The sequence below is a fragment of the Actinoallomurus sp. NPDC052308 genome, assembly GCF_040679195.1.
Taxonomy (GTDB): Bacteria; Actinomycetota; Actinomycetes; order Streptosporangiales; family Streptosporangiaceae; genus Actinoallomurus; species Actinoallomurus liliacearum.
Genome location: NZ_JBFAUM010000004.1, coordinates 352,149 through 377,043, shown reverse-complemented (window position 1 = coordinate 377,043; position 24,895 = coordinate 352,149). Strand labels below are relative to the sequence as shown.

Sequence of the window (24,895 nt, the reverse complement as noted above, 5' to 3'; positions counted from 1 at the left end):
TCAGGAGGCCGCGCGGGCGCGGCGGACGCCGTCGTGGCCCTCCAAGTCGTAGGCGGTGAGGACGAGGGGCACGTGGCTGAACGCCTGCGGGAAGTTGCCGACCTGGCGGCGCAGCCGCGGGTCGTACTCCTCGGCCAGCAGGCCGACGTCGTTGCGCAGGTCCAGCAGCCGCTCGAACAGCTCGCGGGCCTCGTCGACCCGGCCGATCTGCTGGAGCGCGCCGGCCAGCCAGAAGCTGCAGGCGAGGAACGCGCCCTCGCGGCCCGGCAGGCCGTCGACCCCCTCCTCCTGGTCGCCGGTCTCGTACCGCTGGACGAAGCCGTCCACGGTGAGCTCCCGCTGGATCGCCTCGACCGTGCCGACGACGCGCGGGTCGTCGGGGGGCAGGAAGCCGACGCGGGGGATGAGCAGCAGCGCGGCGTCGAGCTCCTTGGAGCCGTACGACTGGGTGAACGTCCCCCGGTCCGAGTCGAACCCCTTGGCGCACACCTCACGGTGGATCTCGTCGCGCAGCGCCCGCCACTGGTCGAGCGGGCCCTGCCGGTCGAACGTCTCGATCATGCGTACGGCGCGGTCGACCGCCACCCACGTCATGACCTTCGAGTGGACGAAGTGCCGGCGGGGACCGCGGATCTCCCACAGTCCCTCGTCCGGGTCGCCCCAGTGCTCCTCGAGGAAGCCCGTCAGCGCGCGCTGCAGCGACCAGGCGTGCCGCTCGGGCTGGATGCCGGTGTTCAGCGCGAGGAACAGCGAGTCGGCGACCTCGCCGAAGACGTCGAGCTGCAACTGCTTGGACGCGGAGTTGCCGACGCGGACCGGACGGGAGTCCTCATACCCCGGCAGCCACGGCAGCTCGTACTCCTCCAGCCGGCGCTCGCCCGCGACGCCGTACATGATCTGCAGATCCTCGGGGGTGCCGGCCACGGCGCGCATCAGCCAGGACCGCCAGGCCTTGGCCTCGTCGCGGTAGCCGCTGCGCAGCAGGGCCTCCAGCGTCATCGTCGCGTCGCGCAGCCAGCAGAAGCGGTAGTCCCAGTTGCGCACGCCGCCGACGTCCTCGGGCAGTGAGGTGGTCGCGGCGGCGACGATGCCGCCGGTCGGCTCGTAGGTCAGGGCCTTCAGCGTGGCCAGCGAGCGGACGACCGCGTCGCGGTACCGGCCGTCGTAGGTGCACTGCCGCGCCCACCCGGTCCAGAACCGCTCGGTGCCGTCGAGGGCCTCGTACGGGTCGACGTCACGCGGGGCGGGCAGGTGCGAGGGGTGCCAGGTGCAGACGAACGGCAGCGAGTCGCCCTCGCACACCACGAAGGTCGCGCGGTGGGCGAAGTCGCGGCCCTCCAGTTCGATCGGGCTGCGCAGCCAGACCGAGTCGGGCCCGGCGGTGGCGGTGAGGTGGTCGCCGACGCGGCGCATCCACGGGACGACCCGGCCGTAGTCGAAGCGGAGCCGCAGGTCGAGGCGCATGGGAACCCGGCCGGACACGCCCTCGATGATGCGGACGACGTCGGCCGCCTCGCCGCGCTCCGGCATGAAGTCGATGACCCGGACGGTGCCCTCCGGGGTGTCCCACTCGGTCTCCAGGATCATCGTGTCGCCGCGGTAGCGGCGCCGGGTCGCCCGGCCGCCGGAGACCGGGGCGATCTGCCAGCGGCCGTTGTCGGGCGTGCCGAGCAGCCCGGCGAAGCAGGCGGGGGAGTCGAACCGGGGCAGGCACAGCCAGTCGATGGAGCCGTCCAACCCCACGAGCGCGCAACTGAACAGGTCGCCGATGAGTGCGTAGTCCTCGATTCGCGCGGGCAACGCCGCCCCCTCCCATCTCGGATTTTCCGTCGTACCGTAGCGCGGCACGCGTCCGGTGTGACCGCAGGACGCATGACATCGTTGTTTACCGCCCGGTCACTCGGTTACGTCTCCCCTGTCCCTCGCGAGGGCGCGTGGACCAAGGAGATGACATGCACGAGACCGGTGACCCGGCGTCTCCGCCGGACGTCGTTCGCAGCCTGGTACCCGCCCGGATCGACCGGCTTCCCTGGTCGCGGTTCCACACCCGGATGATCGTCGCGCTCGGTGTCGCCTGGGTGCTGGACGGGCTGGAGATCCAGATCGCGAGCATCGTGGGGCCGGTCCTGCAGCATCACGGCACGCTCGGGCTGAGCTCCCGGGCCGTCGGCTTCGCCGCGACGGTCTACCTGCTCGGCGAGGTCGCGGGCGCGCTGATCTTCGGCCGGCTGTCCGACCGGCTCGGCCGCCGCAAGCTGTTCATCGCCACGCTCGGGCTGTACCTGGCGGCCAATGCCCTGACCGCCCTGTCGTTCAACTACGGGATCTTCCTGCTGTTCCGGTTCATCGCCGGGATGGGCATCGGCGGGGAGTACGCCGCGATCCACTCGGCGATCGACGAGCTGATCCCCGCGCGGTACCGGGGGCGGGTCGACCTGGCCGTCAGCGGCACCTACTGGTTCGGCGCGATCCTCGCCTCGCTGAGTACGTATGTCCTGCTCAGCCCGGATCTGCTGCCCGAGAATCTCGGCTGGCGGATCGCCTTCTTCATCGGCCCGCTGATCGGCGTGGCGATCTGGACGCTGCGCAGAACGCTGCCGGAGAGCCCCCGCTGGCAGCTCATGCACGGGCGCGCCGAGGAGGCGGAGGAGACGGTCGCCCACATCGAGCGCGAGGTGGAGGCGTCCGGTCACCGGCTGCCGCCCGTCGACGAGAGCCGGTACCTCGACGTCCACCCGCACGAGTCCGTGTCGTTCCTGACCGTCGGGCGCACGCTCTTCCGGGAGTACCCGTCGCGGTCGCTGCTCGGCGCCACGCTGATGATCAGTCAGTCGTTCCTCTACAACGCGATCTTCTTCACGTACGGCCTGGTGCTGAGCCACTTCTACGGGGTGGCCGACCACGACGTGCCGAAGTACTTCTTCGCCTTCGCGGCCGGGAACCTGCTCGGTCCGCTGCTCCTGGGACCGCTGTTCGACACCATCGGCCGCAAGCGGATGATCGCCGGGACCTACCTGCTGTCCGGCACGCTGCTCGCGGTCAGCGGCTACCTGTTCAAGCTCGGCGAGCTGTCCGCCCTGACCCAGACGATCCTCTGGTCGGTGATCTTCTTCATCGCCTCGGCGGCGGCCAGCTCCGGCTACCTGACCGTCAGCGAGATCTTCCCGCTGGAGCTTCGCGCCCAGGCGATCGCGCTGTTCTTCGCGATCGCGCAGGTCTTCGGCGCCCTCGGCCCGACGATCTTCGGGGCGCTGATCGGCGACAAGGACCACCCGGATCCCGGACGGCTGTTCGTCGCCTACCTGATCGCGGCGGGGATCATGCTCATCGCCGGAGTGGTCGAGGCGATCTTCGGCGTCCGGGCGGAGCGCGCCTCGCTGGAGGACGTCGCGACGCCGCTGTCGGCGGCGCGCCGGGCGGCCGAACAGGTCGGACGACGGCTCGACCCGGGCCCCGGGACCGGCCCGGCCGGCACCGGGCCGACCGGCACGGCGGGCGCCTAGAAGGCACATAGGGGCGTCGCCGAACTCGGCGGGCGCCCAGGACACGCCTAGCGGGCGTCGCCGCACTCGGCGGGCACCGCGGCGGCCGGGACGGGGGCTCTGCCCTCGTCCTCCGGCCGCTGCCGCGCCGCCTCGCGGGGCTTCTCTTCACGCGGCGCCTTCTTGATCTCCAGCCTCGGGATGAAGACGTGCGTGAGCGGGCCGATCGCGACCGCGTAGAGCAGCGTGCCGATGCCCACGGTGCCGCCCAGCAGCCAGCCGACGGCGAGCACCGTCAGCTCGATGCCGGTCCGGACGACGCGGATGGAGTGGCCGCGGGCCGCCAGGCCGGTGGTCAGGCCGTCTCGCGGTCCCGGTCCCAGCCCGGCCCCGATGTAGCACCCGGTGGCGAACCCGCCGATGAGGATCGCCGCGACGAGGTAACCCCACTGCGCGATGACCGTCCCGGGGTGGGGGAGCGCCCAGAGGAAGAGGTCGGCGAACGCGCCGACGAGGACGGCGTTGCTGATCGTCCCGATGCCGGGCCGCTGACGGAGCGGGATCCACAGGGCCATCACGGCCACGGCGGCGATGATGATCCAGGTGCCGATCGACAGGCCGGTCTGGCGGGCGAGCCCCTGGTGGAGGGTGTCCCACGGGTCGTTGCCGAGCCCGGAGGCCACCTGCAGGGCGATCCCCAGCCCGTAGAGGGCCAATCCAATGTACAACTGGGCCAATCGGCGGACCATCACCGGTCTTCTCCGCTCACGTGCGACTTCTTCCAGCAGGAACACCGATGGGTCGGTGCCCGGCTCTCGGACGTGGCTCATTCACCCACGGAAGTGGCTTGAAGATTAATGGCCAATCAGGAAAAGTGGCCATATGACGTCGCGGGTGATCAATGCCACGAGCCTCGCCCGGCTGCTCGGCGGCGCGCCGGAGGGCCGGCCCCGGTACGCGGTGGTGGCCCGGAGCATGCGGGCCCTCGTCCTCGACGGCCGGCTCCCGCTGCGCACGCGGCTGCCCGCCGAGCGCGATCTCGCGGCCGCGCTGGGAGTGAGCCGGACCACGGTGACCTCCGCCTACGACGCCCTGCGCGCCGAGGGGTACGTCCAGAGCCGTCAGGGGGCGGGCAGCTGGACCGCACTGCCCGCCGGCAGCCCGAGGGCGGCCCGGCAACGGCTCGCCGAGGACCGCTCGCTCATCGACCTGGCCTGCGTCACGCCGTCCGCTCCCCGTGGTTTCGAGGACGACGTCGCCGCCGCCGTGGCCGAGCTCCCGCCCTACGCCTGCGGCCCCGGCTACGAGCCGCTCGGGCTGGCGCCGCTGCGTGAGGCCGTCGCCGCCCGCTACACCGCGCGCGGCGTGCCGACGCTGCCGGAGCAGATCCTGGTCACGACCGGGGCCCAGCACGGGCTGTGCCTCGTCCTCCAGGCGCTCGTCCGTCCCGGGGACTCCGTGCTCGTCGAGTCGCCGACCTACCCGCACGCCCTCGACGCGTTGCGCCGCGCGGGAGCGCGCCTGGTGCCCGCGGGCGTCAACGCCGGCTGGGACCCCGAGCTCATCAGGAGCGGCCTGCGGCAGTCCGCCGCCCGGCTGGCGTACCTCATCCCGGACTTCCAGAACCCCACCGGCCTGCTGATGGACGATCAGGTCCGCGCCGCGCTCGTCTCGGCCGCACGGGCCACCGGGGCGTACGTCGTCGGCGACGAGACCTTCGCCGAGCTCGCCGTGGACGACATCGCGCGGCCGCGTCCGCTGGCCGCCCACGACACCGACGGACGTGTGATCAGCATCGGGTCGGCGTCCAAGGTCCTGTGGGGCGGCCTGCGCATCGGCTGGATCCGGGCGACGCAGGCGCTCGTCCGCAGGCTGGCCGAGGCCCGCGACACCGTCGACCTGGCCAGCCCGGTGCTCGAGCAGCTCATCGTGGCCCGGTTGCTCGGCCGCATCGACGCGGTGGCCGACGAGCGGCGCGCGATGCTGCGGGAGCGCCGCGCGGTCCTCGTCGAGGCCCTGCGCCGCGAGTGCCCCGACTGGACGTTCACCGTCCCGCCTGGCGGCCTGTCACTGTGGGCCCGGCTGCCGGGGACGTCGAGCACCGCGCTCGCGACGGCGGCGGCCCGCTACGGCCTGCACGCCGTGCCGGGGACGGCCTTCGGCGTGGACGGCGTCCTGGACGACCACCTCCGCGTGCCCTACGTGCTCCCGCCGGAGGTGCTGCGCGACGCCGTCTCCCGGCTCGCCGCGGCCGCCCGGGAGGCCGTCGGCGCCCAGCCGCCTCCTCCCGCGTTCGTCTAACACCCCCTGGACCGTGCCGGATGCCCGGAGCGCTCGGCTCGGGTACCACCGGTTCACGGAGCACACCGCGCCGGCGCCCGCCGAGGGGCGGCGCCCGAGCTCACGTGCGCGGGGTCAGGAGGCGGAGGCCTGCTCGGCGTGCTCGGCGATGAGCCGCGCGAACTCCTCCGGCCGGGTGAGGAGCCCCCAGTGCGACGTGGCGACGGGCCGTACGCGCAGGTGCCCGGTGAACGGGCGCGGCGCCTCGGCCGTCAGCGCCGGGGTGGCGTACGTGTCCTTCGTCGGCACGATGACCTGCGTCGGCACGGTCACCTTCGGGGAGACGCCGGTCCGGCGCGCGCTGCGGGTCCCGCCGAGCATGTTCGCCCGGTAGAGGTTCAGCCCGGCCACGGCGTCCTGGAGGAGCGTCGGCGCGGGGTGCCCGTCGCCGGCCGGCACGCCTTCGAGCCGCTCCAGGCGCCGGCCCCACCGGCCGGCCAGCCCGCGCCTCCAGACGAGTTCCGGAACGACCGGCACCTGGAAGGCGGCGAGGTACCAGGACCGCGCCAACTGCCGCGCGACGGCCGGCACGCCGGACGGCCGCCGCGGGCGCGTCCGGAACCAGTGCGAGGCGTGCGCCAGGCAGGGCCCGGAGATGGAGGTGAACGAGGCGAACCGGTCGGGCATCTCCCGGACCGCCTCCCATGACTGGATGGAGCCCCAGTCGTGGCCCACCAGGTGCACCGGCGCGTCGGGGGAGACGGCGTCGAGCACGGCGCGCATGTCGGCCACCAGGTGCTGGAACCCGTACGCCTCCCGCCGCGACGGACGCGAGGACGCGCCCGCGCCCCGCACGTCGTACGCCACGACGTGGAAGCGGTCCGCCAGCCGGGCGGCGACCGCGTCCCATACCGCGTGGGTGTCCGGGTAGCCGTGCACGAGCAGCACCGTCGGCCCGGAGCCGCGCTCGTACACCGCCAGTTCGACGCCGTCGCCGTGGACCCGGCGGGTGCGCGTGTCGTCCGACATGACGCCTACCGTAGGGCCGCGGTCAGTCCTTGATCCGCTCGGCCCCCGTGTAGACGTTCATCGAGGACCCGCGGAGGAAGCCGATGAGCGTCATGCCGGCCTCCTCGGCGAGTTCGGCCGCGAGCGAGGACGGCGCGGACACGGCCGCGAGCGTCGGGATGCCCGCCAGCATGGCCTTCTGGGTGAGCTCGAACGACGCGCGGCCGCTGACCAGGAGCACGTGACCGGTGAGCGGGAGCCGCCCGTCCTTCAGCGCTCGGCCGATCACCTTGTCGACCGCGTTGTGCCGTCCGACGTCCTCGCGGAGCGCGACGAGCGTGCCGTTCGCGTCGAACAGCCCGGCGGCGTGCAGCCCGCCGGTCCGCTCGAAGACCCGCTGCGCCTCGCGGAGCGTGTCCGGCAGGGCGGCCAGGACCTCCGGGGCGAGGACGGTCGTGTCGGACCGGAGGTCGTAGCGCGCCCGCTGCCGGAGGGCGTCGATGCTCGTCTTCCCGCAGACCCCGCACGCGCTCGTCGTGTAGAAGGAGCGCTCCACCGAGACCTCCGGCGGGCCGACCTCCGCGGCGAGCGCGACGTCGACGACGTTGAACGTGTCGGTGTCGGCGCAGTAGCGCATCGCGGCGACGTCCTCCGGCGCCCGGATGACGCCTTCGGCGTACAGGAAGCCGGTCACCAGGTCGAAGTCGTTCCCCGGCGTCCGCATGGTGACCGACAGCGGGCGTCCGCCCAGGCGGATCTCGAGGGGTTCCTCGACGACGAGGGTGTCCGGTCTCGTCCGGCGTCCGCGTTCGTCGATGTGCGCGATCCGCCGCCGCACGGTCACTCGGCCCATGATCCGACCGTACCGCCTGTGATACTCGTCGAAGCGGGCGCGGTCCGCCGCGTCGGTTGAGAAAACCGCGGCCCACGGTGTTATAAAGAGCCCGGAAAGGGCACGTGGACGACGAGATCGACACGGGAGGGGGAAAGCACGGGCGTGGGCATCGAGTCCTGGCCGGTGATCCGGCAGCTCACGGGCACCGACCCGCTGGGGCGCGGCCGGTCCGCGCGCTCCCCGCGGACGGACGGCCTGCGGGCCCGGACCGAGCAGGCCGACCGGGTCGTCGACTCCATCTGCCCCTACTGCGCGGTCGGCTGCGGGCAGAAGGTCTACGTGAAGGACGAGAAGGTCGTCCAGATCGAGGGCGACCCGAACTCCCCGATCTCCCGCGGCAGGCTCTGCCCCAAGGGCTCGGCCAGCAAACAGCTCGTCACCTCGCTGAGCCGGCAGACCAAGGTCCTGTACCGCCGGCCGTACGCCACCGAGTGGGAGTCGCTCGACCTCGACGAGGCGATGGACATGATCGCCGACCGGGTCATCGCGGCCCGCCGTGAGGGCTGGCAGGACACCTTCGAGGACAAGCCGGTGCGCCGCACGATGGGCTTCGCGAGCCTCGGCGGCGCCACCCTCGACAACGAGGAGAACTACCTCATCAAGAAGCTCTGGACCGCGCTCGGCGCGATCCAGATCGAGAACCAGGCCCGTATTTGACACTCCGCCACCGTCCCCGGTCTGGGGACCAGTTTCGGACGCGGCGGCGCGACGACGTTCCAGCAGGACCTCGCGAACTCCGACTGCATCGTCATCCAGGGCTCGAACATGGCCGAGTGCCACCCGGTCGGGTTCCAGTGGGTGATGGAGGCGAAGGCCCGCGGGGCGCGGATCTTCCACATCGACCCGCGGTTCACCCGCACGAGCGCGATGGCGCACCGGCACACGCCGATCCGCGCGGGCAGCGACATCGTCCTGCTCGGCGCGCTGATCAACCATGTGCTGAGCGGCGGGCACGACTTCCGTGAGTACGTCCTGCGCTACACCAACGCCTCGGTCATCCTGAGCGACGACTTCCAGGACACCGAGGAGCTCGACGGGCTGTTCTCCGGCTACGACGCCGAGTCCTCGTCGTACGACCCGGAGACCTGGGCGTACGCCGGGGGCGAGCAGGAGGCGCCGGCCGCCGGCGCGCGCGACGAGCAGGAGAAGGGCGACGAGGACGGACCGCCGGGCCGCATCACCCAGGAGCACGGCCCCGGCGCCACGTACGAGGCCACGCCGTCCCAGACCGGCCACGCGGAGCGGCGCGACGAGACGCTGCGGCACCCGCGCTGCGTCTACCAGGTGCTGAAACGGCACTTCGCGCGCTACACCCCGGAGATGGTCGAGCAGGTCTGCGGCATCGCGCCGGACGTCTTCGCCGAGCTCGCCGAGGCGATCGTGGCGAACTCCGGGCCCGACCGGACCACCGCCTGGGTCTACAGCGTGGGCTGGACGCAGCACACCGTCGGCGCGCAGTACATCCGCACCGCCTCGATCCTGCAGCTCCTGCTCGGCAACATCGGGCGGCCCGGCGGCGGCATCCTCGCGCTGCGCGGGCACGCGAGCATCCAGGGCTCCACGGACATCCCGACGCTGTTCAACCTGCTGCCCGGCTATCTGCCGATGCCGTACGCCCACCACCACGAGGACCTCGACACGTACCTCGAACGCGCCGCCGGCGACACCGGCTTCTGGGGGCGCAAGCGGTCCTACATGGTCAGCCTCCTCAAGGCGTGGTGGGGTGACGCGGCGACCGCGGACAACGACTTCTGCTTCGACTACCTGCCGCGTCTCACCGGGGACCACGGCACGTACCACACCGTCATGGACCAGATCGAGGGCAAGGTCAAGGGCTACTTCCTGCTCGGCGAGAACCCCGCGGTCGGCTCGGCGGGCGGCCGGCTGCAGCGCCTGGGGCTGGCCGCGCTGGACTGGCTCGTCGTACGGGACCTGCAGCTCATCGAGAGCGCGACGTTCTGGAAGGACTCCCCGGAGATCGAGACCGGTGAGCTGACCTCCGAGGGGATCGGCACGGAGGTGTTCTTCCTGCCCGCAGCCTCCCACGTGGAGAAGGACGGGACGTTCACGAACACCCAGCGGCTGCTGCAGTGGCACCACAAGGCGATCGAACCGCCGGCCGACGCCCGTAGCGACCTGTGGTTCATCTACCACCTCGGCCTGCGGATCCGCGAGCGGCTGGCCGGCTCCACCGATCCGGTCGACCGGCCGATCCTGGACCTGACGTGGGGCTACCCCGAGGAGGGGGAGCACCGCGACCCGTCCGCGGAGGCGGTGCTGCGCGAGATCAACGGCCACGACGCCGACGGGAACATCCTGTCCGGGTTCACGGCGCTCAAGGACGACGGTTCGACGTCCTGCGGCTGCTGGATCTACTCCGGCTGCTACACCGACGGCGTCAACCAGACCGCCCGCCGCAAGCCGGGTTCGGAGCAGTCCTGGGTGGCGCCCGAGTGGGGCTGGGCCTGGCCGTCGAACCGCCGCATCCTCTACAACCGCGCCTCCGCCGACCCGCAGGGCCGTCCGTGGAGCGAGCGCAAGGCGTACGTCTGGTGGGACGGCGAGCAGTGGACCGGCCATGACGTCCCCGACTTCGAGAAGACCAAGCCGCCCTCGTACGAACCGCCGCCGGACGCCAAGGCCGAGGCGGCCATCGGCGGGACCGACCCGTTCATCATGCAGACCGACGGCAAGGCCTGGCTCTTCGTGCCGCGCGGGCTGGTCGACGGGCCGCTGCCCGCCCACTATGAGCCGCACGAGTCACCGGTGGAGAACCTGCTGTACAAGCAGCAGGGCAACCCGACACGGCAGACGTACCAGCGCCCCGGGAACCGCTACGACCCCGTCGGCAGCGACGTCTACCCGTACGTCTGCACGACCTACCGGCTCACCGAGCACCACACGGCGGGCGGCATGAGCCGGTTCCTGCCCTACCTGTCCGAACTGCAGCCGGAGATGTTCTGCGAGGTGTCGCCGGAGCTGGCCGCCGAGCGGGGCCTGGTCCACGGCGACTGGGCGACCGTCATCTCGGCGCGCACGGCCATCGAGGCGCGCGTCCTCGTCACCGACCGCGTCCGGCCGCTGCGGATCCAGGGCCGGGTCATCCACCAGATCGGGCTGCCGTACCACTGGGGGTCGGCTGGCGCCGTCCGCGGCGACTCCGCCAACGACCTGCTGCCGATCGTGCTGGACGCGAACACCCACATCCAGGAGAGCAAGGCGGCGACCTGCGACATCCGACCCGGACGCCGCCCGCAGGGGCCGGCCCTGCGCGCCCTCGTGCGGCGCTACCGCCGAATGGCCGGGATCCCGGAGGACTGACGGAATGAGCAACAGCCTGTACGGCCCCCTTCCGGACGTCGCGGAGGACGCCGGCTACACCGACGCGCCCGAACGCCGGGGGTTCTTCACCGACACCTCGGTGTGCATCGGCTGCAAGGCGTGCGAGGTCGCCTGCAAGGAGTGGAACGCCGTCCCCGACGACGGGTTCGCGCTGACCGGCATGTCGTACGACAACACCGGCGCGCTGGGCGCCAGCACCTGGCGGCACGTCGCGTTCGTCGAGCAGACCCGGCCGCATGAGGTCGGCGAGGGGGCCGACACCCGCTGGCTGATGGCCTCCGACGTGTGCAAGCACTGCACGCACGCCGCCTGCCTCGACGTCTGCCCCACCGGTGCGCTCATCCGCACCGAGTTCGCCACCGTCATCGTGCAGTCGGACGTCTGCAACGGCTGCGCGTACTGCGTGTCCGCCTGCCCCTACGGCGTCATCGACCGCCGCGAGGACGACGGGCGCGCGTGGAAGTGCACGCTGTGCTACGACCGGATCGGCGACGGCCTCGAACCCGCCTGCGCCAAGGCCTGCCCGACCGACTCCATCCAGTACGGCCCGCTCGACGAGCTGCGCGAACGCGCCAAGGCCCGGCTGGACACGCTCCATGAGGAGGGCGTGACGGAGGCGCGCCTGTACGGCGAGGACGACGGCGACGGTGTCGGCGGGGCCGGCGCGTTCTTCCTGCTGCTCGACGAGCCGGAGGTGTACGGCCTGCCACCGGACCCGGTCGTCACCACCCGCGACCTGCCGGCCATGTGGAGGTGGGCCGGCGGCGCCGCCCTGGCCCTGGCCGGGGGAGTGGCCCTGTCCTTCCTCGGGAGGCGCTGATGCGGCCGGACCGGCACGAAGAAGGGCACGCCGGGGATCGCGGCGAGGCGCGTGAGCGACGCGGCGAAGATCGTCAGGGGCGCGGCGAAACGCGTGAGCGGCGCGGCGGGCGTCGGGAGCGGCGCGGCGGAGGGGGCTCCGGGGGACGCGAGGAGCGGATGGTCCCGCGCGCGGACTTCCGCTCCTACTACGGCCGCCCGATCCTGAAGAAGCCGCGGTGGAAGGCCCCGCACATGCCCGGCTACCTTTACCTGGGCGGGCTCTCGGGCGCCTCCTCGACGATGGCGGCGCTGGCCGACGCCACCGGACGGCACCGGCTGGCGCTGACCGGCAAGATCACGGCGGCGGCCGCGGCCACGGCGGGCGCCGGACTGCTCGTCGCCGAACTCGGCCGCCCGGAGCGGTTCCTCAACATGCTCCGCGTGTTCAAGCCGACCTCGCCGATGAGCGTCGGCTCGTGGATCCTCGCCGGGCAGGGCGGCTTCACGGCGGTGGCCGCCGCCTCCGCCGTCACCGGGATCGCCCCGGGGCCGGGCCGGGTGGCCGGCGCGGCGGCCGCGGTCACCGGTCCCCTCGTCGCGACCTACACAGGCGTCCTGCTGGCCGACACGGCCGTGCCCGCCTGGCATGAGGCCTACCGGCACCTGCCGCTGCTGTTCGCGGGCAGCTCACTGGCGAGCGGCGGAGCGGTCGGCATGATCGCCACGCCCCGCGCCGAGGCCGGCCCCGCCCGCCGGATGGCGTTGCTCGGCGCCGGTCTCGAGCTGGCCGCGGCCGGCGCCCTCGAGCGCGGCGTCGGCCTGCGCGAGAGCCCGGAACTCGTCTCCGAGCCCTACCGGACCGGACGGCCGGGCGCGCTCCTGCGCGCCGGGCGGGCGCTGACCGTCGCCGGGGCGGTCGGAACCGTCGCGGCGGGCCGGAGCCGGGCGGCCGGCGTCATCGCCGGCCTGGCGCTCACCGGTGGCGCGCTGTGCACCCGCTTCGCGGTCCTGTACGCCGGGCACGCCTCGGCGGAGGACCCGAAGTACACGGTCGTGCCGCAGCGCGAACGCCGAACCGTGGCCTGAGCGGCCACCGGCCCGGCGCGCAGCCCCTCGCTCAGAGCTTCTTCATGCAGAGCACGAAGCTCAGGATGGTGATGGTGTTCTTCCGGCGGAACGCCGCCGTGTAGCCGGGCACGCCCTTGCACTTGTCCCAGTCGGACGTGCCGGTGATCCGCTTGAGCACCTTGTAGGTCCCGGAGTGGCACGTCGTCTCCTCCAGGTCCGGGTGCGACTGAGTGCCGGCGTTGCGCACGCAGTCGCCCGGCTGCACCGTCGACGCCGCGTCCAGGGTCGGGGAGGACGAGGGGCTGTCGCTCAAGCTCGGCTCGACCGTCGGATAACCCCCCGTGGGCACGCCGGTCGGCAGGCTGTACGACGGGGTGGGCAGCGAGATCGGCTTCTTGTGGTCGTCGCCGCTGCTCAGCGCCCACGCGATCGCACCGCCGCCGCCGAGCACGACCAGCGCCGCCACGATCGCCACCACGATGAGCGGACCGTTGTTCTTGCGCGGCGGCCCCGGCGGTGGGCCCCATCCGCCCGGACCCGACGGCTCCGACGGGCCGAAGCCCCCGCCGCCTCCGCCCCACGGCGTGTTGGGCGGTGGCTGCTGGCCGCCGCCGTACGGGTCACTCGGGTAGTAGGGCTGCTGCCCACCCTGGCCCGGGTAGGACTGCTGGCCCCCGCCACCCTGGCCGGGATAGGGCTGCTGCTGCCCCGGGTAGCCCCCCTGCCCCGGATACGGCTGCTGGGGAGGGTAGCCGCCCTGACCCTGCGGTTGGTTCGAGTACGGCCCCTGGCCGTAGCCCTCAGGTGATTCGTGCACGGACGACCGCCCCTCGTTGCATTACCCCACAAAGCTGTACTAGCCAACTAGTCTGCGGGCCGGTGTGCAAACCGGCCTTAACCTAAGACGTTAGGTTTCGGGTCCCGGATCCCGCCGATCCGTGCCTGACCGAAGCCGGACAGTACCGGATCATGTGCGATCCTCGAGCCCCCGGGCGCGCGGCATCCGCCAGCGCAGCCGGAGCGCCACCAGGCGGACGCCGAACGCCAGAGCGGCTGTGACGAGGGTCACAAGATATCCGCGCACTCCGAGCAGGTACGCGCCCGTGGCGGTCCCCGCGCCGATGAGGGCGGGGACGATGTACAGCTGCCGGTCGTGGAGGACGTTCGGCACCTCCCGGGCCAGCACGTCGCGCAGGATGCCGCCGCCGATCGCCGTCATCACGCCCAGCGCCGCCGCGGCGGGCGCCCCCAGCCCGTACGTCAGCGCCTTCATCGCGCCGGCCACGCTGAACAGTCCCAGCCCGGCGGCGTCGAGCACCAGCACCGTACGGCGGATGCGCTCCAGGTGCGGATGCCAGGTCGCGGTCAGCGCCGTCGCCACGAGGGGCACCATCGTGTAGCCGACGTCCCGGAACGCCGCCGGCGGCACGGCTCCGATGACGAGGTCGCGCAGCACGCCGCCCCCCAGGGCGGTGATCTCCGCGAGCACCGCCATCCCGACGACGTCGAAGCGCTTCCGAACGGCGACGAGCGCGCCGGTGACCGCGAAGACGAAGATCCCGGCGAGGTCGACGACGTACTCGACCTCGGTGCCGTGGACGGAGCTCACAGCTGGATCATGCCGTGTCCGCCGTCGCGCCGGGCGTGAGGGGTGGTGGAACCGTGGCGTACGGGCGTGTCACCGGACGATCAGGGCGGCGGCCTCACGGAGGATGAGTTCCCCCACCACCGGCGCGCCGGGCAGCTCACCGGCGACGAGCAGGCCCCCGGACGTCTGGGCGTCCGCCAGGAGCAGGTGGTCCTCCTCCGGCACGCGGCCGAGATCCGCGTGCGGCGTCACCCAGGCCAGGTTGCGGCGGGTGCCTCCCGAGACGTACCCCTCGCGCACGGCGTCGCGGGCGCCCTCGAGATAGGGGACGGCCGCGGCGTCCACCACCGCGGTGACGCCGCTCGCCCGCGCCATCTTGTACAGGTGACCGAGCAGCCCGAACCCGGTGACGTCGGTCGCGCAGCGGTGACCGCGCTCCAGCGCGGCCCGGGACGCCTCGGCGTTCAGCGTCGTCATCGCCGCGACGGCGTGCGGGAACACCTCACCCGTCGCCTTGTGCCGCGTGTTCAGCACCCCGACGCCGAGCGGTTTGGTCAGGGAGAGCGGCACCCCGGGCCGCCCGGCGTCCAGCCGCAGCAGCCGCGCCGGATCCGCCAGGCCGGTGACCGCCATGCCGTACTTCGGCTCTGGATCGTCCACGCTGTGCCCGCCCGCGACATGGCAACCGGCCGCGCGCGCGACGTCGAGACCGCCGCGCAGCACCTCGCGCGCCAGCTCCATCGGCAACGTGTCCCGGGGCCAGCCCAGGAGGTTCACCGCGACGACCGGGACGCCGCCGACGGCGTAGACGTCCGACAACGCGTTCGTCGCGGCGATCCGTCCCCAGTCGTACGGGTCGTCGACGACGGGGGTGAAGAAGTCGGCGGTGGCCACCACCGCCCGGTCACCCTCGATCCGCACCACCGCGGCGTCGTCTCCGTCGTCCAGCCCGATCAGCAGGTCGTCCGGGCGGTCGGCGTCGATCAGCCCGGCGACGACCTCCTCCAGCTCCCCGGGCGGGATCTTGCAGGCGCATCCGCCGCCGTGCGCGAACTGCGTCAGGCGATAGGTCGTCCCGAGTGCGTCACCACTGCCCATGACGTGAACCTATCGCGGACGCCGGCCCGGCCCCCGGTTCGGCCGGGCGCGGCGAGTGCAGCCGGGCGGGGGTCACTTACGGCCGGGTCCCCGGGCGGCGGACCGGCGATGTCCGCCGGCGGGAACCCGGCGCGCGGCCGGCGCGTCTGTAGGGCATGGTCCGGGTACTCGCCGCCGCCGTCGCGGCGATGATCGCGTGGTGGGATCTCACCGACGCGCTCACCCCGTCCGTCGTCTTCGCGGCGGCGGCGGCCCTCGCGGTCGCCGGACTCATCGTCCTGGTCGCCGGCCGAGCCCCGGTGGCCGTCGCCGCGGGCCCGCGGGTCCGCGCGGCCGCCCTTCGCGACCGCGCGGGCCGGTCCGCCCTCGTACGCCTCCGCGACCCCGACGCCCCCGGCCGTCCTCGAGTGCGCGCCCCCTAGGGCGGGAGTTCGCCGTACCGTCCCTCCCCGCGTCCGCGGTCCTCCTGACCGCGCGCCTGCCGGGGACGGGCGGCGTACGGCCGTTCGCCGTTCCCACTCGATCACCTGCCGAAGGGTCCTTCTCCCATGCTCGCCGTTCTCGACGGTCCCGTCCGCGTGGCGTACGACCTCGTCACCGGGCTCACGTCCGCCCTCCACCCGCTCGTCGGCGGCCCCAGCGCGGCCCTCGCGATCGTCGTCTTCACCGCCGGAATCCGCCTCGCCCTCCTTCCGCTCAGCCGCCGCCAGGCGGCCGCGGGGCGGGCCCGCCTACGGCTGGCCCCGCAGGTCGAGGCGCTGCGCCGGCGGCACCGCGACGACCCCGTCCGCGCCCACCAGGAGGTGACCGCGCTGTACCGGGCCGAGGGCACCTCGATGTTCGCCGGCATCGGCCCGGCGCTGCTGCAGATGCCCGTCTTCACCGTCGTCTACCGGCTGTTCCTGTCCCCGGCCGTCGGCGGTCACGCGAACCTGCTGCTGGCGAACACCCTCTTCGGGGTGCCGCTGGGGAGCCGGTGGCTGCTGTCGCCCGGTGCCTTCGGCCCGCACGGCCTGGTCTTCCTCGCCCTGTTCCTCCTGCTGGCCGTGGTGGCCTGGTGGACGTCACGCCGGATGTACGCCGGTCAGCCGGTCCCGGCCGGACCGCTCGGCAGGGCGATGCGGCTGCTGCCGTTCGGCACCGTCGCGGTCGCCGCGTACGTCCCGCTGGCGGCCGGTCTGTACCTGCTGACGTCGACCGCGTGGAGCACCGCCGAACGCGCCATCCTGTGGCGCGGCGTCACCGTGGGGTGAGTAGGCTCTGCGGCGGAGGCGGGAGGGTGCCTGGTGGCCCTCGTGGTCTTCAAAACCATTGGACGGCGCTCGGCGTCGTCGGCGGGTTCGATTCCCGTGCGCCTCCGCCACCAGTCCTAATGTCCCTTTGACCAAAGCCGGACCAGCGCGGCGTGCGAGTCGGAGCCCGGGTCGGCGCTGTAGGCGACCAGCCGCTGCCCTGCGGCCCCTGGGGCGGCCAGCACCGCGTAATCCAGCGTCAGGCGGCCGACTCGTGGGTGGCGTAGTTCCTTACGTCCGTCGTCCTTCTGGCGCAGTTCCCGCGCCGTCCACAGCCGGCGGAAATCGGGGCTGACCTCGTGAAGTTCGGTGACGAGCTCGGTGAGTTCGGCGTCGTCGGGGCGATGCCCGCTCGACGCGCGCAGGTGGGCCACCGAGTCCGCGGCGATGTGCGGCCAGTCGACGAACAGCCTCTTGGCCTCCGGATCGGTGAACACGTACCGGACGTTGTTGGGACGACGCGGACCGTCGACCAGGTGCCCGAACAGCGCGCCCGCGGTGTCGTTCCATGCCAGCACGTCACTGTTCCTGTTGATCACATAGGCGGCGGTGGGCGGACGGAGCAGGTCGAGCATCCGGCGGCTTCCTTCCGTGAGCTCCTCCGGCTCCGGCGCCGGGCAGCTCTCACCGGCCAGCGCGAACAGGTGCTCGCGCTCCGGCTGGGACAGCCGCAACGCCCCGGCCAGCGCGCCCAGCACACTCGCCGACGGATGCAGCGCGCGGCCCTGCTCCAACCGGACGTAGTAGCCGTCACTGACACCGGCCAGCCGGGCGATCTCCTCCCGGCGCAGTCCGGGCGTACGCCGAGCACCCGTGACCGGCAGCCCGACCTCGTCCGGCGTCAGCAGTGTCCGCCGCGCCCGCAGGAACGCGCCGAGCTCGCGTGCTCTGAGTCGACTGACCAACCCCACCGCTCCTCGTCCTCTCCGGCGTCGCCGGTCAGGGTAGCCCTGTCAGGTACACCCTCGCCGATTGCCCGTCGGCACGTTGATCAGCAGTCTGGAGCGGTGAACATCGCACTGACCGCTGATCCCCCCGTCGCCACTACTTCGCCGAGGGCACGGTGGACTCTGTTCGCCGCCTCGTTCGGGTTCTTGATGGTCAGCCTGGACGCGACGATCGTGAACGTCGCGCTGCCGACGCTGAGCCGCGAACTGGGCGCCGGGCTGACCCAGTTGCAGTGGATCGTGGACGGTTACACGCTGATGTTCGCCGCGTTCCAGCTGATCGGCGGGTCCCTGAGCGATCGGCTGGGCGCGCGTCGCGCGTTCACCACCGGCCTCGGCCTGTTCGTGCTCTCCTCATTGGCCTGCGGCCTGGCCACGTCGCCGAGCATGCTCATCGCGGCACGGTTCGTCCAGGGCATCGGCGCCGCCACGCAGCTACCGGCGTCCCTGGCCATGATCCGGCACGCCTACACGGACGCCACGGCACGGACCAGGGCGGTCGGGGTGTGGGCGGCGGCCGGCGGCGCGGCCGTGGCAGCGGGGCCCGTGCTCGGCGGGCTCCTCCTGGTCTGGCTGGGCTGGCGATCGTTGTTCCTCGTCAACCTGGTGATCGGAGCGATCGGCCTGCTGATGACCGCCAAAGCGGACGCCACCCCCTCCGCCGGCAGGCGCCGCCTGGATCCGGTCGGCCAGGTGGCCGTGATGCTGGCACTGTCCGGGCTCGCCTTCGGACTGATCGAGGGCGGCACATTGGGATGGGGTTCGGCACCGGTGCTGGCGGCGCTGGTGATGGGCGCGACCGCCGGCATCTTCTTCGTGTGGTGGGAAAGGCGGGTCCCCGAGCCGATGCTGCCGATGCGGCTGTTCGCGCACGCGAAGTTCGCCGCGGCCAGCGTGGCCGGCTTCGTCCAGAACTTCGCCTACTACGGCATCGTCTTCCTGCTGAGCCTGTTCCTTCAGAACCAGCGGGGCGATTCGGCGCTGGCCACCGGCCTGATCTTCCTGCCGATGAGCATCGCCGCGATGACGTCCAACATGCTCGGCGGTCGCCTCACCGGACGGCTCGGCCCCAGGCTGCCGATGACGGTCGGTCAGCTCGTCTTCGCGCTCGGCCTGCTCGGGCTACTGGCCGCCGGGCCGGACGCACCGTACTGGGTGCTCTCGCTGACCACGCTACCGGTCGGCGTCGGCGCCGGAGTCGTGGTCCCGGCCATGACCAGTGCCGTGCTGGAATCGGTCGAGCCGGAGTACGCCGGGGTGGCCTCCGCGCAGCTGAACACCGCCCGGCAGGTCGGCGGCGCGGTCGGTGTCGCGCTCTTCGGCACGCTCGTCGCCGGGTCGTTCATCCCGGGCCTGAGGCTGTCCCTGGTGACCGGGTCCGCCGCACTGGTCATCGGCTCCGCGACGGCGGCCCGCTGGGTCCGTGCCCGCCAGGGCTGAACCCGCGTCACCTCTCGGAGGTCTCCTCCGCCCTGAGCGGCCGGGTGTCGGCGTGGGTTCGGTTCAGCGGGGAGTGCCGCCGATCTGAGGGGGATCTTGGCCGCGGACCTTGAAGATCTGAGGTCCGTATTCGTCCTTTATCTCCTCGAAGGTCTGGCGAAATTCCGTGAACCGGTCACGCAGTCGCTGGCCGGAGAGTTCATCCGCCTCGGTGGTGAAGTCGCGCAGTGCCTTCTGGAACCTGACCGCGGCCTGATGAGCGATCTGTGACTGCTCTCGGTCACGGCTGAGGCCCTGCACGTACTGCCCGACGGCCGCGAGGAAGCCCAGCGACGCCGGCACCCACGTCGGTGCCCGAACGGCCACCGCCAGTGTGACCGCGAGTGCCAGCACGCCCGAGGCCAGCGCCACGGCCTTGAACCTGATCGACCGGATCCTCGCTCCCCGGATCACCCAATCGGTGTGGTCTCCCGCCCAGACCACGTACTTCTCTTGAGAAGGAAGCAGGCCGTCGGGAGGCTCGTACCTCGGGAAGGCTCTCGGGTCGGGCCTGTACTCCTCGGTCACCGACACTCTGAGCAGCACGACGACCCCGATCACGGCGAGCAGGGTCCGGGAGACCGTCCGGCTCAGAGCCCTGCGACGACCCACGAGCATCTCCTTCCGGCGCGTCGATCGTAAGCAACCCGTCGACCACCGAGCCGGTGGTCGCCCGTTGTGATGTCCATCGCCCCGGATACCGGAAACGCAACCTGCTTGCCGGTGCTCGTCGGCTGAAGCGCTGCACCCGCGCATGCGCCGCCGCCGCCGACCGCCGAAGTCGGCCGGCCGGGCATCGGCGAGGACGGCGGGGCCAGGGTGGCCCGTGGGGAGGCGGTCGCGGCCTTAAGGTACGGTCGGTTCCAACTAGTTGTCATAGGGCAATTTATGAGATCGCACAGGACATCGGGCGCTTCTCCTCGTGTTCGACATATGCCTGTCCGTTATGAAGCAAGGAAATGGTCATGGTGGATCCCGCAGGCAGGGCAGTGCGCAGTGAGCGTGGGCGGGCGCGGACCCCGGGCAAGGTCGGTGAGGCCGAGCTGCGGCAGCTGCTGGCGGGATTGACGGCCGTCCGTGACGGCGATTTCGGTACGCGCCTGCCCGAGGACGGCGACGGGCTGCTCCATGAGATCGCGACCGTCTTCAACGGGATGGTCGACCAGCTGTCCCTGTTCACCAACGAGGTCACCCGGGTCGCCCGTGAGGTCGGCACCGAGGGGCAGCTGGGCGGGCAGGCGGAGGTTCCCGGAGTGTCGGGCACCTGGAAGGACCTGACCGACTCGGTGAACGCGATGGCCGGGAACCTCACCACCCAGGTCCGGGACATCGCGCAGGTCGCCACCGCGGTGGCCAAGGGCGACCTGTCGCAGAAGATCGACGTCGATGCGCGCGGGGAGATCCTGGAGCTGAAGAACACCGTCAACACGATGGTGGATCAGCTTTCGTCGTTCGCCGACGAGGTGACGCGCGTGGCCCGTGAGGTCGGCAGCGAGGGGCGGCTGGGCGGGCAGGCCAACGTGAAGGGCGTGTCGGGGACCTGGCGGGACCTGACCGACTCGGTGAACTTCATGGCCGGCAACCTGACCGACCAGGTCCGGAACATCGCCCAGGTGACCACGGCGGTCGCGCAGGGCGATCTGACCAAGAAGATCGACGTCGACGCGCGGGGTGAGATCCTGGCGCTGAAGACCACGATCAACACGATGGTGGACCAGCTGTCCTCGTTCGCCGACGAGGTCACGCGGGTGGCGCGTGAGGTCGGCACCGATGGCCGCCTCGGCGGGCAGGCGCAGGTGAGCGGGGTGGCGGGCACCTGGCGGGACCTGACCGACTCGGTGAACTTCATGGCCGGCAACCTGACCGACCAGGTCCGCAACATCTCCCAGGTCGCCACGGCGGTCGCCAGCGGTGACCTGTCGCAGAAGATCACGGTGTCGGCTCGCGGGGAGATCCTGGAGCTGAAGAACACGATCAACACGATGGTGGACCAGCTGTCCTCGTTCGCCGACGAGGTGACGCGGGTGGCCCGCGAGGTGGGCACCGAGGGCCGGCTGGGCGGCCAGGCCGACGTCAAGGGCGTCTCGGGCACCTGGAAGGCGCTGACCGAGTCGGTGAACGTCATGGCCGACAACCTGACCGCCCAGGTGCGGTCGATCGCCCAGGTGACGACGGCGGTGGCCAAGGGCGACCTGTCGCAGAAGATCCGCGTCGACGCGCGCGGGGAGATCCTGGAGCTGAAGGACACCATCAACACGATGGTGGATCAGCTGTCGGCGTTCGCCGACGAGGTCACGCGGGTGGCCCGTGAGGTCGGGACCGAGGGCAACCTCGGCGGCCAGGCCACCGTGCGCGGGGTGTCGGGCACGTGGAAGGACCTGACCGACAACGTCAACGTCATGGCGTCCAATCTGACGGGGCAGGTCCGGTCGATCGCCCAGGTGGCCACGGCGGTGGCGAAGGGCGACCTGTCGCAGAAGATCACCGTGGAGGCCAAGGGCGAGGTCGCCGCGCTCGCCCAGACGATCAACACGATGGTGGACAACCTCTCGGCGTTCGCCGACGAGGTCACCCGGGTGGCCCGTGAGGTCGGGACCGAGGGCCAGCTCGGCGGCCAGGCGCGCGTGCCGAACGTCGCCGGGACGTGGAAGGACCTCACCGACAACGTCAACTCGATGGCCAACAACCTGACCAACCAGGTCCGGAACATCGCCCAGGTGACCACGGCGGTCGCGCAGGGCGATCTGACCAAGAAGATCGACGTCGACGCGCGGGGTGAGATCCTGGCGCTGAAGACCACGATCAACACGATGGTCGACCAGCTGTCGGCGTTCGCCGCCGAGGTCACCCGGGTGGCCCGTGAGGTCGGCAGCGAGGGCCGGCTCGGCGGCCAGGCCGAGGTCGAGGGCGTGTCCGGCACGTGGAAGCGGCTCACCGAGAACGTCAACGAGCTGGCCGGCAACCTCACCCGGCAGGTCCGCGCGATCGCCGAGGTCACCAGCGCGGTGACGTCCGGCGACCTGACCCGATCCATCAGGGTGGACGCGTCCGGTGAGGTCGCCGAGCTCAAGGACAACATCAACCTGATGGTGAAGTCCCTGCGCGAGACCACCCGGGCCAACCATGAGCAGGACTGGCTCAAGACGAACCTGGCGCGCATCTCCGAACTGATGCAGGGCCACCGGGACCTGTCGGTGGTCGCCGAGCTGGTCATGGACGAGCTGGCCCCGCTGGTCGACGCCCAGTACGGCGCCTTCTACCTCGCGGAGGACAACGGCCGGCTCGAACTTCGGCTGGTCGGTTCGTACGGCTATCCCGAAGACGACGATCCGGCCGCCCCGGCGCGTCCGGCCCGGTTCCGGCCCGGGCGTTCCCTCGTGGGCCAGGCGGCGCGCAGCCGCCAGACCATCGCGGTCGACGAGGTCCCGCCCGGCTATCTCACCATCTCGTCGGGGCTGGGGGCGGGCAACCCGGCGAGCCTGATCGACCTGCCGATCGTGGCCGAGGACCAGGTTCTGGGTGTGATCGAGCTGGCGTCGCTGAAGCCCTTCAACCCGGTGCAGCGGGACTTCCTGGAGCAGCTGCGCGAGAACCTCGGCGTCAACGTCAACACCATCATCGCCAACGCGCGTACCGACGAGCTGCTCGCCGAGTCCCAGCGGCTCGCCGGCGAGCTGCGGGCACGCTCGGAGGAACTCCAGGCCCGCCAGGAGGAGCTGCAGCGCTCCAACGACGAGCTGGAGGAGAAGGCGGAGCTGCTGGCCCAGCAGAACCGCGACATCGAGGCGAAGAACAGCGAGATCGAGCAGGCCCGCCAAGAGCTGGAGAACCGCGCTCAGCAGCTCGCCCTCGCTTCGAAGTACAAGAGCGAGTTCCTGGCGAACATGAGCCATGAGCTGCGCACTCCGCTCAACTCGCTGCTCATCCTCGCCCAGCTGCTGGCCCAGAACCCGACCCGCAACCTCACCCCGAAGCAGGTCGAGTACGCCGGCATCATCCACTCGGCGGGGTCGGATCTGCTGCAGCTCATCAACGACATCCTGGACCTGTCCAAGGTCGAGGCGGGCAAGATGGACATCAGTCCCGAACGAGTCCCGCTGCGCCATCTGGTGGACTACGTGGAGGCCACCTTCCGGCCGCTGACAGCCCAGAAGAACCTGACGTTCCGGATCACCACGGCGCCGGGATCGCCCACCGACCTGCTGACCGACGACGCCCGGCTGCGGCAGGTGCTGCGCAACCTCCTGTCGAACGCGGTGAAGTTCACGGAGTCCGGGAGCGTCGAACTGCGCGTCGAGCCCGTGGACGCGGCCGAGCTGCCACCCGCCTTCCAGGTGCACGGCCCGGCCCTCGCCCTGCGCGTGGTCGACACCGGCATCGGCATCGCCGAACACCAGCTCGAATCCATCTTCGGGGCCTTCCAGCAGGCCGACGGCACCACCAGCCGCAAGTACGGCGGGACCGGCCTGGGCCTATCGATCAGCCGGGAGATCGCCTACCTGCTCGGCGGGGTCATCACCGCCGACAGCACGCTCGGGCAGGGCAGCACCTTCACCTTGTACCTTCCGATCACCCGGCCCGACTTCGAGGCGGCGATCGGGGCCGTGCCGCCCGAGGCCGATCGGCCGGCCGTCGCCGCCGGCGAGCCGGCGGACCCGGACCCGGTGGCGGAGCGCTCCCCGGCGGCAGAGGCGGCGTCGCACCTCCCGCAGCGGGACGACTCGGGGCGGCGACGGCTGCTGGTCATCGAGGAGCGGCAGGGCGGACTGCTGTCCCTCGTCGCCGAGAACGCCGCCGCCGACAGCCATCACATCGGTGATCCGCGCGGCCCGGTCGAGATCGTCACGGTCGTCGGGGCCGACGAGGCGGCGTCCGCGCTGGCCAGCGCACCCTGCCACTGCGTGGTGCTGCAGATGGACATGCCTGACGACGCGGCACTGCGCTTCCTGCAGGCCATGGACGGGGACTCGGCCCTGGAGGGGCTGCCGGTCCTGGCGCACAGCGGCCGACGGCGGGACCCGGAACGCGAGCAGCGGTTCACCGAACAGGTCGCCTCACGCGGCTTGGAGCTGCTGAGCAGCCTGGATGAACTGCGCGAACGCATCACCCTGCACCTGTCGGCCGAGCATCCCGGCGCCATGGTGCCGCTCGTCAGCCATGAGGACACCGCCGCGCAGGCCCCCGCCGAGATCGACACCTCCCTGTCCGGGAGGCTCGCGCTCATCGTCGACGACGACCCCCGCAACGTCTACGCGCTGACCGGCATCCTGGAACTGCACGGGATGCGGGTGGTGCACGCCGAGAACGGCCGGGAGGGCATCGAGGCGCTCAGCGCCCATCCGGACGTCGACGTCGTGCTGATGGACGTCATGATGCCGGAGATGGACGGCTACACCGCGACCACCGCGATCCGGGCGATGCCGCAGCACGCCGACCTGCCCATCATCATGGTGACGGCCAAGGCGATGCCCGCGGACCAGGAGAGGAGCCTGGCGTCGGGCGCCAACGCCTACATCACCAAGCCGCTGGACGCCGCCGACCTGATCGCCTGTATCCATCGCTGGCTCGACGCCTGATCCGGCTCGCCCAGTCACGAACACCCCCGTCGGCAAGGA

18 protein-coding genes and 1 tRNA gene are annotated in these 24,895 nt (G+C 71.9%); 10 read left to right on the top strand and 9 right to left on the bottom strand.

What is annotated here, in order from left to right; translation table 11 throughout:
- On the bottom strand, window positions 1–1,800 hold the full coding sequence (locus tag AB0L00_RS16360; RefSeq protein WP_364434137.1) for a glycoside hydrolase family 15 protein: 1,800 nt from the start codon (window positions 1,798–1,800) through the stop codon (window positions 1–3).
- A 152-nt stretch (window positions 1,801–1,952) separates the two neighbouring features.
- Here AB0L00_RS16360 and AB0L00_RS16355 point away from each other — a divergent pair, with 152 nt between their 5' ends.
- Complete coding sequence (locus AB0L00_RS16355; RefSeq protein ID WP_364434134.1) at window positions 1,953–3,503, top strand: MFS transporter; 1,551 nt, start codon at window positions 1,953–1,955, stop codon at window positions 3,501–3,503.
- A gap of 47 nt (window positions 3,504–3,550) precedes the next feature.
- Here the strand turns inward: AB0L00_RS16355 and AB0L00_RS16350 are convergent, their stop codons facing one another.
- Window positions 3,551–4,231: a hypothetical protein gene (locus tag AB0L00_RS16350; protein ID WP_364434457.1), complete on the bottom strand. Its 681-nt coding sequence runs from the start codon at window positions 4,229–4,231 to the stop codon at window positions 3,551–3,553.
- Window positions 4,232–4,376: 145 nt separating this feature from the next.
- Between AB0L00_RS16350 and AB0L00_RS16345 the strand changes: the two genes are divergently transcribed.
- Window positions 4,377–5,783 carry a PLP-dependent aminotransferase family protein gene (locus AB0L00_RS16345; protein ID WP_364434131.1) on the top strand — a complete coding sequence of 469 codons (1,407 nt, stop codon included), beginning with the start codon at window positions 4,377–4,379 and terminating at the stop codon, window positions 5,781–5,783.
- A 114-nt stretch (window positions 5,784–5,897) separates the two neighbouring features.
- On the opposite strand, the gene AB0L00_RS16340 is transcribed toward AB0L00_RS16345, so the two are convergent.
- Both AB0L00_RS16340 and fdhD read right to left on the bottom strand, forming a co-directional pair.
- Window positions 5,898–6,791, bottom strand: coding sequence for an alpha/beta fold hydrolase (locus AB0L00_RS16340; protein ID WP_364434128.1), 894 nt, complete (start codon window positions 6,789–6,791; stop codon window positions 5,898–5,900).
- Between the two features lie 22 nt (window positions 6,792–6,813).
- On the bottom strand, window positions 6,814–7,623 hold the full coding sequence (fdhD, locus tag AB0L00_RS16335; protein WP_364434125.1) for a formate dehydrogenase accessory sulfurtransferase FdhD: 810 nt from the start codon (window positions 7,621–7,623) through the stop codon (window positions 6,814–6,816).
- A gap of 144 nt (window positions 7,624–7,767) precedes the next feature.
- Between fdhD and fdh the strand changes: the two genes are divergently transcribed.
- The 3 genes from fdh to nrfD all read left to right on the top strand — a co-directional run bounded on the left by fdh (window position 7,768) and on the right by nrfD (window position 12,894).
- Window positions 7,768–10,986: a formate dehydrogenase gene (gene fdh / locus AB0L00_RS16330; protein ID WP_364434123.1), complete on the top strand. Its 3,219-nt coding sequence runs from the start codon at window positions 7,768–7,770 to the stop codon at window positions 10,984–10,986.
- Window positions 10,987–10,990: 4 nt separating this feature from the next.
- Entirely contained in the window at window positions 10,991–11,827 is an 837-nt protein-coding gene (locus tag AB0L00_RS16325) for a 4Fe-4S dicluster domain-containing protein (protein WP_364434120.1), read from the top strand.
- A gap of 158 nt (window positions 11,828–11,985) precedes the next feature.
- Entirely contained in the window at window positions 11,986–12,894 is a 909-nt protein-coding gene (nrfD, locus tag AB0L00_RS16320; protein ID WP_364434117.1) for an NrfD/PsrC family molybdoenzyme membrane anchor subunit, read from the top strand.
- Window positions 12,895–12,925: 31 nt separating this feature from the next.
- On the opposite strand, the gene AB0L00_RS16315 is transcribed toward nrfD, so the two are convergent.
- The 3 genes from AB0L00_RS16315 to selD form a co-directional block, all read right to left on the bottom strand.
- Window positions 12,926–13,693 (bottom strand): hypothetical protein, encoded by a 768-nt coding sequence (locus AB0L00_RS16315; RefSeq protein ID WP_364434115.1) that lies wholly within the window; start codon window positions 13,691–13,693, stop codon window positions 12,926–12,928.
- 150 nt (window positions 13,694–13,843) lie between these two features.
- Window positions 13,844–14,485, bottom strand: a complete 642-nt coding sequence (locus tag AB0L00_RS16310) for a trimeric intracellular cation channel family protein (RefSeq protein ID WP_364434112.1) — start codon at window positions 14,483–14,485, stop codon at window positions 13,844–13,846.
- Window positions 14,486–14,554: 69 nt separating this feature from the next.
- Window positions 14,555–15,562, bottom strand: coding sequence for a selenide, water dikinase SelD (gene selD, locus AB0L00_RS16305; RefSeq protein ID WP_364434109.1), 1,008 nt, complete (start codon window positions 15,560–15,562; stop codon window positions 14,555–14,557).
- Window positions 15,563–15,717: 155 nt separating this feature from the next.
- Here selD and AB0L00_RS16300 point away from each other — a divergent pair, with 155 nt between their 5' ends.
- The 3 genes from AB0L00_RS16300 (at window position 15,718) to AB0L00_RS16290 (ending at window position 16,925) form a co-directional block, all read left to right on the top strand.
- Window positions 15,718–15,984, top strand: coding sequence for a DUF6412 domain-containing protein (locus tag AB0L00_RS16300; RefSeq protein WP_345347030.1), 267 nt, complete (start codon window positions 15,718–15,720; stop codon window positions 15,982–15,984).
- Window positions 15,985–16,110: 126 nt separating this feature from the next.
- Window positions 16,111–16,815 (top strand): membrane protein insertase YidC, encoded by a 705-nt coding sequence (gene yidC, locus AB0L00_RS16295; protein ID WP_364434105.1) that lies wholly within the window; start codon window positions 16,111–16,113, stop codon window positions 16,813–16,815.
- A 14-nt stretch (window positions 16,816–16,829) separates the two neighbouring features.
- Window positions 16,830–16,925, top strand: a tRNA-Sec gene (locus tag AB0L00_RS16290).
- 6 nt (window positions 16,926–16,931) lie between these two features.
- Here the strand turns inward: AB0L00_RS16290 and AB0L00_RS16285 are convergent.
- Entirely contained in the window at window positions 16,932–17,759 is an 828-nt protein-coding gene (locus AB0L00_RS16285) for a helix-turn-helix transcriptional regulator (protein WP_364434102.1), read from the bottom strand.
- Between the two features lie 102 nt (window positions 17,760–17,861).
- Here AB0L00_RS16285 and AB0L00_RS16280 point away from each other — a divergent pair, with 102 nt between their 5' ends.
- Entirely contained in the window at window positions 17,862–19,241 is a 1,380-nt protein-coding gene (locus tag AB0L00_RS16280) for an MFS transporter (protein ID WP_364434098.1), read from the top strand.
- A 63-nt stretch (window positions 19,242–19,304) separates the two neighbouring features.
- Here the strand turns inward: AB0L00_RS16280 and AB0L00_RS16275 are convergent, their stop codons facing one another.
- Window positions 19,305–19,841, bottom strand: a complete 537-nt coding sequence (locus tag AB0L00_RS16275) for a hypothetical protein (RefSeq protein WP_364434095.1) — start codon at window positions 19,839–19,841, stop codon at window positions 19,305–19,307.
- A gap of 404 nt (window positions 19,842–20,245) precedes the next feature.
- On the opposite strand from AB0L00_RS16275, the gene AB0L00_RS16270 reads away from it, so the two are divergent.
- Window positions 20,246–24,856, top strand: coding sequence for a HAMP domain-containing protein (locus AB0L00_RS16270; RefSeq protein WP_364434092.1), 4,611 nt, complete (start codon window positions 20,246–20,248; stop codon window positions 24,854–24,856).
- Window positions 24,857–24,895: the final 39 nt, after the last annotated feature.